This window comes from Shewanella sp. VB17, assembly GCF_013248905.1.
Taxonomy (GTDB): Bacteria; Pseudomonadota; Gammaproteobacteria; order Enterobacterales; family Shewanellaceae; genus Shewanella.
This window is the reverse complement of the sequence record NZ_JABRVS010000001.1, coordinates 294,862-307,748: the sequence shown is the minus strand read 5'-3', so window position 1 is coordinate 307,748 and position 12,887 is coordinate 294,862. Positions and strand designations below refer to the sequence as shown.

Annotated in this window: 10 protein-coding genes; 4 read left to right on the top strand and 6 right to left on the bottom strand. The window is 40.4% G+C overall.

Features of this window, described 5'->3' with window-relative positions:
• Positions 1-124: 124 nt before the first annotated feature.
• A complete protein-coding gene (gene recF / locus HQQ94_RS01330; protein ID WP_173292744.1) occupies positions 125-1,222 on the top strand; it encodes a DNA replication/repair protein RecF in 1,098 nt (365 codons plus the stop codon).
• A 1-nt stretch (position 1,223) separates the two neighbouring features.
• Positions 1,224-3,641 carry a DNA topoisomerase (ATP-hydrolyzing) subunit B gene (gene gyrB / locus HQQ94_RS01325; RefSeq protein WP_173292743.1) on the top strand — a complete coding sequence of 806 codons (2,418 nt, stop codon included), beginning with the start codon at positions 1,224-1,226 and terminating at the stop codon, positions 3,639-3,641.
• 58 nt (positions 3,642-3,699) lie between these two features.
• On the opposite strand, the gene HQQ94_RS01320 is transcribed toward gyrB, so the two are convergent.
• The 5 genes from HQQ94_RS01320 to pxpB all read right to left on the bottom strand — a co-directional run bounded on the left by HQQ94_RS01320 (position 3,700) and on the right by pxpB (position 10,410).
• Complete coding sequence (locus HQQ94_RS01320; RefSeq protein WP_173292742.1) at positions 3,700-6,453, bottom strand: Ig-like domain-containing protein; 2,754 nt, start codon at positions 6,451-6,453, stop codon at positions 3,700-3,702.
• Positions 6,454-6,505: 52 nt separating this feature from the next.
• Positions 6,506-7,528 (bottom strand): OmpA family protein, encoded by a 1,023-nt coding sequence (locus HQQ94_RS01315; RefSeq protein ID WP_173292741.1) that lies wholly within the window; start codon positions 7,526-7,528, stop codon positions 6,506-6,508.
• A gap of 517 nt (positions 7,529-8,045) precedes the next feature.
• Positions 8,046-8,777, bottom strand: a complete 732-nt coding sequence (pxpA, locus tag HQQ94_RS01310; protein WP_173292740.1) for a 5-oxoprolinase subunit PxpA — start codon at positions 8,775-8,777, stop codon at positions 8,046-8,048.
• Positions 8,777-9,727 (bottom strand): biotin-dependent carboxyltransferase family protein, encoded by a 951-nt coding sequence (locus tag HQQ94_RS01305; protein ID WP_173292739.1) that lies wholly within the window; start codon positions 9,725-9,727, stop codon positions 8,777-8,779. The genes pxpA and HQQ94_RS01305 overlap by 1 nt, the downstream gene beginning before the upstream one ends.
• Positions 9,724-10,410, bottom strand: coding sequence for a 5-oxoprolinase subunit PxpB (gene pxpB / locus HQQ94_RS01300; protein WP_173292738.1), 687 nt, complete (start codon positions 10,408-10,410; stop codon positions 9,724-9,726). Before pxpB ends, HQQ94_RS01305 begins: the two co-directional genes overlap by 4 nt.
• 404 nt (positions 10,411-10,814) lie before the next feature.
• Between pxpB and HQQ94_RS01295 the strand changes: the two genes are divergently transcribed.
• Entirely contained in the window at positions 10,815-10,985 is a 171-nt protein-coding gene (locus tag HQQ94_RS01295) for a hypothetical protein (RefSeq protein WP_173292737.1), read from the top strand.
• Between the two features lie 414 nt (positions 10,986-11,399).
• Here HQQ94_RS01295 and HQQ94_RS23040 read toward each other — a convergent pair whose 3' ends face one another.
• Positions 11,400-11,603, bottom strand: a complete 204-nt coding sequence (locus tag HQQ94_RS23040; protein ID WP_375335711.1) for a DALR anticodon-binding domain-containing protein — start codon at positions 11,601-11,603, stop codon at positions 11,400-11,402.
• A gap of 183 nt (positions 11,604-11,786) precedes the next feature.
• Here HQQ94_RS23040 and HQQ94_RS01290 point away from each other — a divergent pair, with 183 nt between their 5' ends.
• On the top strand, positions 11,787-12,845 hold the full coding sequence (locus tag HQQ94_RS01290; protein WP_173292736.1) for an HDOD domain-containing protein: 1,059 nt from the start codon (positions 11,787-11,789) through the stop codon (positions 12,843-12,845).
• Positions 12,846-12,887: the final 42 nt, after the last annotated feature.

Below are 12,887 nucleotides of genomic sequence, written 5' to 3'. Positions count from 1 at the left end.
GCTTTATTTTTGTGTGATTGCCTACTACCTATTAGCTAAAGGACTCAGCCTGATGCTTTGATGTGGCTTGAGTATATGCTAATCTTCTTAGCTGTTTTGTATTCTCAGCCCTTTGGCAACGTAAATGAGCCTGACACGTCTTCATATTGAAACATTTCGAAATATCAGTTCGGCTCAATTGCACCCAAGTGAGGGCTTAAACCTCATTTATGGCCAGAATGGCAGTGGCAAAACAAGTATTCTTGAAGCTATCTACTTTTTAGGTATGGGGCGCTCATTTAGAAGCCACCTGTCTCAACGAGTGATCCAACACCATGATGATAAGCTGACTCTGTTCGCTAATTTAAGCTTGCAAGAGCGTGAGAGTAAAATTGGCTTACGTCGATTTCGAAGTGGTGAAACAGAGGTCAAGATTAACGGTGATAAAATAAAGCGTTTATCTACCTTAGCCGAGACACTTCCAATTCAAGTTATTACTCCTGAGAGTTTTGCTCTGCTGTTCGAAGGTCCTAAATCGAGGCGTCAGTTTATCGATTGGGGGGCATTTCATAACGATAAAAACTTTCATTCAGCATGGGCCAATGTTAAAAGGATTTTAAAGCAACGTAATCAGCTACTTAAGAGCTCATCTCCCTATAGTCAAATTCAGTTTTGGGATAAAGAGCTGGTTCGATATTCCGAACTCGTTACTCAAATACGTAAACAATATGTAGACTCGTTAAATGAGCAACTTAAGGGTATAATCGGAGAGTTTTTACCTCATACCGAAGTAAAAGTTTCCTTTACTCGAGGTTGGGATGCTAAAACGGATTTTTGGCAACTACTAGAGGCGCAATATCCTCGGGATATTGCGGCAGGTAATACCAGTAGTGGCCCACATAAAGCTGATTTGCGGTTACGTGTGGGTACCTTACCAGTGCAAGATGCATTATCCCGAGGTCAGCTAAAATTGCTGGTCTGTGCATTACGTATTGCACAGGGGAAATTACTAAAAAAACAAACAGATAAAAACAGTATTTATCTGGTGGATGATCTTCCATCGGAGCTAGACGCAAAGCATAGGCAACTGTTGTTGCAGCAGTTAATGGATACCGGTGCACAAGTTTTTGTGACCGCTATTGATCCTGCAGCGATAGTCGATTCGTTAGCCACACCAATAAGTAAGATGTTCCATGTGGAACAAGGGTGTGTAACGGTAATAGATAAACTGATGAGAGAATAATATGTCAGAGAATAGTTACGATTCTTCGAGCATCAAAGTCCTAAAAGGTCTTGATGCGGTACGTAAAAGACCTGGGATGTACATCGGTGATACCGATGATGGCACAGGTCTGCACCACATGGTATTCGAAGTGGTCGATAACTCTATCGATGAAGCTTTAGCTGGCCATTGTAACGACGTTATCATCACTATCCATTCAGACGGCTCAGTTTCTGTTAAAGATGATGGACGTGGTATTCCTGTCGCGATACATCCTGAAGAGGGGGTTTCGGCTGCTGAAGTAATTATGACAGTATTGCACGCTGGCGGTAAGTTCGATGATAACTCTTATAAAGTCTCCGGTGGTCTTCATGGCGTTGGGGTATCGGTTGTCAATGCACTTTCTAGAAAGTTACAGCTAACCGTGCGACGTGACGGTAAGCTTTATGAACAATTTTACACACACGGCGTGCCGGATGAACCCATTAAAGAAATTGGTGATTCGACCTATACAGGGACTGAGTTACGTTTCTGGCCAAGTGAAGATACCTTTACAGATGTATTGTTTCATTTTGAGATTCTAGTTAAGCGTGTTCGAGAGTTATCCTTCCTTAATTCAGGGGTCGGTATTCGCTTAATTGACGAACGTGATAATAAAGATGAGTTTTTCAAGTATGAAGGAGGGATAAGTGCCTTTGTTGATTACTTAAATGTGAATAAGACTCCAGTAAACAAAGAAGTTTTTCACTTTATCCATGAACGTGATGACGGCATTACTGTTGAAGTCGCAATGCAGTGGAACGATGGATTCCAAGAGAATATTTTTTGTTTTACCAACAATATTCCCCAGCGTGATGGCGGTACTCACTTAGCAGGTTTTCGTGGCGCGTTGACGCGTAACTTAAACAATTACATGGAAAAAGAAGGGTATAACAAAAAGGGCAAAACCAGTGCAACTGGTGATGATGCCCGCGAAGGGTTAACCGCCGTTATCTCTGTTAAAGTGCCGGACCCTAAGTTCAGTTCACAGACCAAAGATAAATTAGTATCGAGTGAAGTGAAAACGGCTGTTGAGCAAACAATGGGTGAGCAGTTAGGTGACTACCTCATTGAACACCCAAATGAAGCTAAGTTGATTGTGGGTAAAATTATAGATGCCGCTCGTGCTCGTGAAGCGGCCCGTAAAGCTCGTGAAATGACACGTCGTAAAGGCGCACTAGATTTAGGTGGGTTACCCGGTAAGCTTGCAGATTGCCAAGAGAAAGACCCAGCACATTCAGAAATTTATATCGTGGAAGGAGACTCTGCTGGCGGTAGTGCTAAGCAGGGACGTAACCGTAAGAACCAAGCGATTCTCCCTTTAAAAGGTAAGATTTTAAATGTTGAGAAAGCTCGCTTCGATAAGATGCTGTCTTCTCAAGAAGTCGTCACGTTAATTACAGCCTTAGGGTGTGGTATTGGCCGTGATGAGTACGATCCAGACAAGACCCGCTATCATAATATCGTCATTATGACCGATGCCGATGTCGATGGATCGCACATTCGTACGTTATTGCTCACTTTCTTCTTCCGTCAAATGCCTGAGCTTATTGAGCGTGGTTATATTTACATTGCCCAACCACCTTTGTATAAAGTTAAAAAAGGCAAACAAGAACAGTATCTTAAAGATGATCCTGCGTTAACTGAATACTTGACGAACTTAGCTTTGGATGGTGGTGAGATCCATCCTTCAGCCAATGCGCCTGCTATGTCTGGAGCACCGCTGGAAAAATTGGTTTATCAATATCGTGAAGTGGAAGCGATTTTTGCACGTCTAGAACAACGTTATCCTAGTTTGCTCACTGAGCGTATGTTATATCATCCTGCACTGACTCATGACTTTTTAAGTGATGAGGCTCAGGTTCAACAGTGGTGTGATGGCTTTGTCGCTGATCTGACTGAGCGAGATTCAGGAGGTGTGCATTATAGTGCAGAGGCTTTTATGGATCCTGAGCGTAAATGTTACTTACCTAAAGTGACGATTCGTAAGCACGGGATAGACACTAACTTCCTGTTCACTTATGACTTCTTACATTCTCGTGATTATGATCTGATGGCCAAGTTAGCCCATGCCCTTGAAGGTCTTATTGAAGAGGGAGGGTTCGTTAAACGTGGCGAACGTATGAAGGAAGTGACCACTTTCGTTGAAGCACTTGACTGGTTAATGAGCGATTCTAAGCGTGGTCTGTATATTCAACGTTATAAAGGATTGGGTGAGATGAATCCTGAGCAGTTGTGGGAAACGACAATGGATCCAGAATCACGCCGCATGCTAGTGGTCACCATTGAAGATGCGATTGCCGCAGATCAACTATTTACTTGTTTGATGGGCGATCATGTTGAGCCACGTCGCGACTTTATCGAATCAAATGCCCTTAATGTGGCAAACCTAGATATCTAATTAATCGCCGTATTAAATTAGCAAAAAAGCCCTGAAGATATTCAGGGCTTTTTTTGTCTTATTTATAAATAACAACCATCCCAGAGATATAACCACTACCCACGGGAGCGGTACCATAAAACAAGATCCCAAAAACTTGGCTTGTAACCGTAACCGCTGTTTGATTACCAAGATTTACTTTCCCAACGTGTTTATTGGTAGCCGGGCTCTCAACCCAATTTAATCTATTTAAAGCACCTCCAAATCCATTTCCATCGTCTAATCCTACAATTGAACTAACATTTGCTAATACCATATTATCTGTGTAATCCCCTGTGTCACCGAGGTCTGATCCCTCTAGACCACCTGCGAGCAAGTTACCATTAGTATTGTATACACCATCAATCACCCCCTCACCATGAAAATTAATAACACTAGTATCACTCTGTTTTATTAAATATTCATTGCCAGTTAAAGTACCTATTAGACTTGATTTGTTAGCTTGAATAATGGTCGCCGTAACTTCGTTACTCTTAACATTCTCACATGTGGCAAATACTTCTCCAGTCTCACCATACATCATCGATGGTGCAATTAATCCATCAGCTATGGGTATATTGACATTAGTTGTTCCCCATGAGCAATCGGTATCATTAAATGATACCGTTCGCCCATCAGAATATGTTCCTGTTGCATGAAGCTGTTCTCCAAAATATTCAGTGATTGACAATGGACTTGGCTTATCCAGTAGTACTGTCACTAAAATAGCTGGTGTGACGGTTAACTGTGCTGTTTCACTAAAGACTGTACCGTTACTGGATGTTCCAGCTGCAGTAATGGTCACGACACCTTCAGCTACTCCGGTCGCGATACCTGTCATACTGCCAATCGTTCCTATTAAAGGGTCACTGCTGCTCCAAGATAATGCAGGATTGGTCGTGACATCAATGATAGAAAAGTCAGAAAAAATGATTTCTGCAGTAAAGTCTCGAGTGAACCCAATTGGCACATTATCCACTGCGGGCATCACTTGAAGGTTTGTTATAATGGCACTAGTAACCGTTAATTCTGCGGTTTCACGAAAGACTGTACCGTTACTGGATGTTCCAGACGCTGTGATGGTTACTATACCTTCAGTGACGCCTGTCGCAATACCTGTCGTGCTATCGATTGTTGCTATTGTAGGGTTACTACTGCTCCAAGATAATACAGGATTGGTCGTGACATCAATGACAGAAAAGTCAGAAAAAATTATTTCTGCAGTAAAATTTCGCGAGAGTCTAACTGGCACGCTATCAACTAAGGGCATAACCTCAATGCTTGTTACAATGGCATTGGTAACCGTTAACTCTGCGGTAGCACTGAAAGCTATGCCACTACTGGATGTTCCAGCTGCAGTGATGGTCACTACACCCTCCATCACTCCCGTTGCCACACCTATCGTGCGGCTTATCGTTGCTATAGTAGGCTCGCTACTGCTCCAAGATAATGCAGGATTAGTCGTGACATCAATGACAGATAAGTCAGAAAAAATGATTTCTGCAGTAAAGCCTTGAATGAGTCCAATTGGCACATTTTCCACTGCAGGCGTCACCCTAAAACTTGTTATTACAGCACTTGTGACGGTGAGTTCGGCGGTTTGACTGAAAGCTGTGCCGTTGCTCGATGTTCCAGATGCTGTGATGGTGACTATACCTTCTGTGACGCCTGTCGCAATACCTGTCGTATTATCGATTGTTGCTATTGCAGGATTACTACTGCTCCAAGATACAAGTGAATTGGTAGTGACATCAATGACAGAAAAGTCAGAAAAAATGATTTCTGCAGTAAAATCTTGAGTGAATCCGATTGGTACATTTGCCACTGCGGGCGTCACTTGAAGGTTTGTTATAATGGCACTAGTAACCGTTAATTCGGCGGTTTGACTGAAATCTGTGCCATTGCTCGATGTCCCAGATGCTGTGATGGTGACTGTACCTTCAGTAACGCCTGTCGCAATACCTGTCGTGCTATCGATTGTTGCTATTGCAGAGTTACTACTACTCCAAGATACAAGTGAATTGGTAGTGACATCAATGACAGAAAAGTCAGAAAAAATGATTTCTGCAGTAAAATCTTGAGTGAATCCGATTGGTACATTTGCCACTGCGGGTGTCACTTGAAAGTTTGTTATAATGGCACTATTAACTGTTAATTCGGCGGTTTGACTGAAAGCTGTGCCATTGACTATTCCAGATGCTGTGATGGTCACAGTTCCCTCTACCTCTCCGACACTGATACCCGTATTTTTACCTATACTGGCAATTGCTGGATCACTGCTGCTCCACGATAGTGCTGAGGCAGTAGTGACATCAATAACGGTTCCATCAGAAAAGGTTGCATCTGCAATAAAGCCTTGAGTGAACCCAATGGGCACACTTGCCACTGCGGGGGTTACTTGAAGGCTTATTACAATGGCATTAGTGATAGTTAGCTGTGCAGTTTGACTGAAAGGTATACCATTAGCTGTTCCAGATGCAGTGATGGTCACAGTACCTTCCATCTCACCAGTGGCAATACCTGTATTTCTATCTATGCTGGCTATTGCTGGATCACTGCTGTTCCATGATAATGCAGGATTGGTCGTGACATCAATGACCGAAGCATCTTCTAATATAGCATTTGCTTGATATTGTTGATGAAAACCTATAGGTATTGAGGCCGCGGGCGGTGTCACTTGAAGTTCTGTGACTGTGTTCTCTAATTGAGACTCACCTAAAAGATCGCTGTCACCATTACAGCCGGTAAGTAATATAGGTATGAGATAAAATAATGCGAAAATAAAAGATTTCATTGTTTTCCCTTAGCGTCAGTAGCATATATTTTGTTGGTAACTTCTTTTTCCTTTAAAAGTTAATGTTGACGCGACGATTCAATACACGTCCTTCAGAAGTTGTATTCTGAGCTATAGGGCTATTCTCTCCTTGGCCTAAAACAATTAAACGCAAAGGGTTGATACCTTGACGAATAAAATAATCTGCAATGGAATGTGCACGGGCTTCTGATAGCTGTTGATTGTATTTTTCTGAACCTAGGCTATCCGTATACCCTGTGATAGTGACCATTCCTGATGTATGTTGTTTTATAGCTATGGCTAATTTATCTAAGTCTTCGTTTACTTCAAATTTGGTCGAATCGAATAAAAACAATACGCTAGTATGACTGGGTATTTTATTTGCCACAGCGATAGGTGCAAGTTCAATGTTAGTTTTTTGGGGAGGATAGGTCGTAACAGATTTTTTCTGCTGATTAAAATGATAACTCAGACCTAGTGATATAAAGTGCATATCAGCCTGCATTACATTGTTATCTCCTATTCCATCAATAAATTGATATTCCCCACGAATTGACAAATTTGGCGATAATCGATAATCTAATCCTACGGCAGACACTATGTCCCATTCATTAGAACTTAATTCATTTTCCCAACTACTCGTTTTTTCTATATCTTGATATGCCGCACCAACTCTAAGGTAGGTGTCAAAATTTGAAGAAATAGCATAAGAAAATACCCCAGTCAATTCACTTCCCCATATATCGGTACTAACATTATTGAAACCATAACTTGCGTCTATTGAGCCATAGTCTGTCAGCGCAGCTTCGAGAGCAAACCAGGATGTAAATTGATATCCTGTATATAAGCCATATCCGAAGGTATCATTATTACACTCTGAGTTACTGTTTGAGCATGCATCTTGAAAATTCGTCCATCCACCACGTAAGCCAACATAAACATGTTCATTATTTTGGTTTTCGCTAATCAACTCTCCTTTTTCATCATAGTTAATGTTCTCTACGGTGTTAGCTTGTAAGTAAGATACACTTGAATAGAAAAATAATATTGAAATGACGAATTTTTTAATTTCCATTTGTCTACACCTATTAACCGTTAATTATGTTAAGTGATTTATTTGACGACGCTTATAAGCTAATCCGTCCTCTCTTTCGTTATCTGACAATTCTGAAAAACATTGAAATACCAAGGTGACATTTTGGTTGTGTTAACAGTGTTGTCATTCATTTTTTCTATTGTTACTACTAAAGAAAATAATACCAACTAACAATAACAGCCTTGTATTTATCATTTATCATCTCAGGTACTTTATTTGATGTGACTTTGATTCGAAGTAGTCATTAATTATTTTTTAATTATAATCTTAGTCGTTGTTTGTATATTTTGTCATGTTCGATAAAAAATATTTTAGCTGAATATTCACACCATACGCGTAGCATCCTGCTTATTATCGAGATTCAAAAATTTGAACATAAACCGAAAAAACAAGCAGGTCATAGTTAACTTCAGTAATGATTGTGGGAGACGGTGAGGTGGGCACCTTGATATGTTCATATATCAATATGGTGAATGCAACGTTTTGAGTGGCTTAGTTATAAATATTTAAAACTAAATGCTATTTTTTGAGCAAATACTAACGCGAGTTTGCTATCACCGTGTAGACAGATACTATCAGCATGAATGAGTAATAGGGTGTCATCAAGTGTCTGTATTGGTTGGTGTTGTATAAGCTGACGAACCTGTTTTAACGCGATATCATCATCTTCAATAACCGCACCTTGTCTATCTCTAGGCGCTAAAAAACCATTATGTAAATAGGCTCTATCGGCAAAAGCCTCTTCAATCACATCGAGTCCAGCTAGCTGTGCTTGCAGAACTAAAGGGGAGCCAGCCAAAATCATTAACTTAAGTTTGGGGTCTATTTGCTTAATCACATCAATTAATATAAGTCCTAGAGCCTCATTATTAGCGACGTTATTATAAAAAGCACCGTGAGGTTTCACGTGGTACATTTTCGCCTTCAGGCTCTCACAAACCCCCTTTAATGAATTAATTTGCTGGAGTAAGGAGGCTCGTAATTGTTCACTTGAAATATCCATTGGTTGGCGGCCAAAATTAATCGGATCTGGGTAACTGGGGTGAGCGCCTATTTTGACCCCATTTTTGAGCGCTGCGGTTACAGCAGTATTCATACTCTGCTTGTCGCCAGTATGGCCACCACAGGCGATATTGGCAGAGGTAATAATTTTGAGTAGGGCCGCATCGTATTGACCGCCTTCACCTAAATCAGCATTCAGATCTATCGGATAATGTTTATGATTCATTACTGTTTATGTTCCTGACTCGCCTCTATGGCTCTTTGCAACCGATAAAAATACTGTTCCCATTCATAATTTGCAGCTGTAGCTTGATTCGGGCTAACATGAATAAATTTAATTGTATTATCGGGTCTAGTTTGCGCTAACTTCCACAGATCAGCTTGAATGACCGTGGCTATTTTAGGGTAACCACCTGTTGTTTGAGCATCTGCGAGCAGAACGATGGGCTGACCGGACGGAGGGACTTGTACTACACCTGGCATAACGGCATGAGAGTTTAGTTCTTTAGGCTCAATCAGAGATAACTTTTCACCAGAGAGCCTTGCTCCCATACGATTACTCTCATTAGTTAATTGCCATGAATTATGCCAAAAGGCCTTACGAGCTTCAGCAGTAAATAGCGACATTTCAGGCCCTGGTAGAGCTCGTATCTCATTGTTATATGCTCTTTGCACGGCTCCTATGGGTTTGACTATAGGTAAAGGATGACCAAGTCTTAGGCTATCTCCTTGAGTTAGTCGTTGAGTTCCTTGGAGCTGTGGATTTGATTCTGTTGTCGGATAAATACCACCATCAACTGAGAGATAAGCCCTCACTCCTGATTTTGGACCGCGAAGAAATAGGGTTTCACCAGCTTTTATTTTATTGCGCCAACCACACCATACTTCCCTTTTGTCTATGGTTATTTGATATTGAGCACCGGTGAGAACAAACCAAGTGTCACGCTCAAACATCAATTCAACTGGCCCAGATGTGAGCTCCAATGCCGGAATGTTATCCGGATTACCTAAAATGCGATTTGCCAGAATTAGAGCATGGCAATCGAGTGCTCCACCTAATGGGATCCCTAAGTGACGGTATCCGGTTAGCGGTAATCCTTGAATGGAGCTAAATAACCCAGGCTTAATAACCTTTATCTTAGGTGTGGTAGGTGAAAACGTTGGATTGTTAATCATGATGTGAGCTCTAAGCTAGATACTGGCGTAAAACGAATCTTGTATCCTGGTGCCAATAGTGTGGGTGTTTGGGATAATTCAGGAGTAAAAAGAGCGATATTAGTACGGCCGATAAGTTGCCATCCTCCAGGAGCCTCTGTTGGGTAAATACCGGTTTGGCCGCCACCAATGCCAACGGAGCCTGCAGGGATGGATAATCTTGGGGTACTTAATCTAGGAGTGAATAAACTTACATCAAGCCCGTCTAAATAGGGGAATCCTGGTTGGAAGCCAAGGAAAAGCACGGTGTATTCTACAGCTGAATGTCTGCAGATCACCTCAGATGTTTCCAGTTGATGGATCCTTGCGACTTTATCAAGATCAGGCCCATACTTACCGCCATAGATGACTGGGATCTCTATGGTAGGTGCTGCAGGTAAATCTATACTTTCTATTTTGTCCCATCGTATTGCTAATTCATCCAGCCAAAATGTGATTTGTGCCGTATCGTGTAAAAAGAGGGTGAGGTTGTTCATACCAGGCACTATATCTTGAAATTCAGAACTTTCACGGTAAATAGAAGCTAAGTTCCAGATCCGGCTCTGAATCGCTAATTTTGAGAGTGTCGGAAAAAGTTCGCTGCAGTCTATGACTATCGCATTTTCTCCTAAGCGATAAAGCTTAGGGCTAGAAGGAGGTATCATCTGTTTTGGTAGCCTTATTTTGCCGCTTATGATCGAGTAGATAATTTGGTCTTCGGGTGTAATAAGAGTATTTTATTCTATAACGTATTGTTGTTAAAGTATAATATTCAGGAGTGTCTTATTTTCTTACGAGGACAATTTTTAGTGACAAATAAAAGGAAGCTTTAGGCTTCCGTTTAGATAAATGGTTATTTGACACTGTATTTTCAGCTAGCCAATATTGATCGAGCCGAGACCTATTAGTGTTATAGATTTGATATTGGTTAATATTGAGCTGAGACTGGGAAATACTGCGTGGTGGTTACACTGAGTATTCAGTATATTATATAAAAATAGTGTGGATTTAGAGTTAGCAGTGTATGATCCACTATTTGATAACAATAATTAAAATTTAAGGAAGAATAGTGAAGAAGTTTATTTGTATTGTTTCAGTTTTATCAACTTTAGTGTGTTTTAATCTACAGGCTGTAGAAATAAAAAAGGCTAAAGTTATTAGTATACAAGCATATGATAATGGCACTATTGCTGTTGTTACTAATAAACATCAGGTCCAGATCATTGTCCAAGTAAAATAAAGTTTGCAATTAAAGGAAGTGATAATGGTGTTAATACAATGTTTTCTATCTTACTAGCAGCAAAAACAACTGGTGATTTAGTTAATATTATACTTGATGATAAAACTTGTTTTTCAAACTACCCAGTAATTAGGAATCTAATTATCAATTAACTATTTTATATGGGGTGGCAGATTCAACCTTGAAGTACATAACAATTTAGGCACTTAACGCAGCCATGTGTTCGGCCATTAATTTGGCGGATGTTCGATAGTTTAATTTTTTTCTAGGGCGATTATTCATCCCTGACAAATAGCCATAAACCCCTTCTTACACCATCCATGATGTTCAGGGATAAGTACATCCATGTACAAAAAAGCCCCAATGCTGGGGCTTAATTTTACGCTTACTCTTTATTCTTTACAGCGCTGCTCCTTACTTCAATAAGGAAATATCAGCTGCATGCAAAAATTGTTCACGTAAATTAGAAAGTAAGGCTAAACGATTGTTTTTCAACGTTTCATCATCACTCATCACCATGACCTCTTCAAAGAAGGTATCAACACTTTCACGTAAATCTGCTGCATTTTCTCCTAGGCGATAAAGCTTAGGGATGGTATTTGCTATTATTAACCTTATTCAGTGGTGTAGGACTTAGCATGCCGAGAAATGACAAAGTTCAGTGTTAATTGTTCCTGCATTATTCTACCTCCTCACATCCGTGGACACCTAATTTATGCGCCTAACCTTCAATCAAAGGAGAGTTGTGTTGAGGGTGAATGAACTATACTACTCATAACGAGACTGACAAGGAACCTAGTCATGGTGAGTAAAATCATTAAGATGATTTTTAACGTAAGGGATGATATCTCTGTGGAGCGACCTAAAAGTTTCTCAACCGACTTTAATGACCAAAAAATTGAGTCGATACAACAAAAATCAACCTCTAATACTGGATCTAATCAGAGTGAAATACTTGCCACAGCTCCTATTAATGTATCTGCACTATTTTATGGCATGTTGTTTCCTTCTGAAGGTACTGATGATGGTGGTATTGCTAATAATCTAGAAAAGAATGTCATTACTGAGGTTGAACAAGCCTTGACCAACCCGAATGAGATTGCGGAAACAGTGTTAAAATTACCGAGTCAGATGGCAGTCTTCGATCAAAAACTCAGCGATGAAACATTGAATAGTCATATTCTACTAGCAATGTTTCAGGCAGAGCCAGTATTAAGTGCTGAAGTTCTTCAGTTGTGTAACTCTTCGGTTTTTAAGCACTTCGAAAAAGAAGTTACGAGTCTTCAACATGCTTTTGTACAGTTAGGTAGGGTAGAGTTACGACGTTTAGTCAGTACATGTTTTATGAAGGAAATGATTGATATAAAGCCAATTTACTATCGTCGTTTCGGCGCTCAAATATGGCGCCATTCTATGCAAGTCGCTTATATTTCACGTGAACTAAGTAAAGAGGATCCTGATACTGCATTTATGCTTGGGTTACTGCATGATGTGGGTAAAATTGCGATTTTTAAGATGTTAGTCAGTGCTTTTCATTGCGCAGAGCCTGAAGAACAGCCTAAATCTTACCTATTTAAGCAATTAATGACGACTAAATCACTCAGCTTGAGTGCTTTGTTAGTCCAATGTTGGGAGCTGCCTAGTATTTTTGAATCCTCATTAAATCAACTTGCTAACATCGATCACAAACCTATGGATGGGTATGCTTGTGTTGTGTGGCGTGCCAATGTGATCAGTGAATGTTCCATGTTGTTTCAACAGAATAAACTTGATGAGGCGTGTCTAACTCGTTTACTGGCTGATGCAGAGTTAAGCCGAGAAGAGTTCAATGTATTACATGATAAATTAATCATTATTTAACAATATAGCTTAGTAACCCTAAGATGTTGAACTCAGCACCCT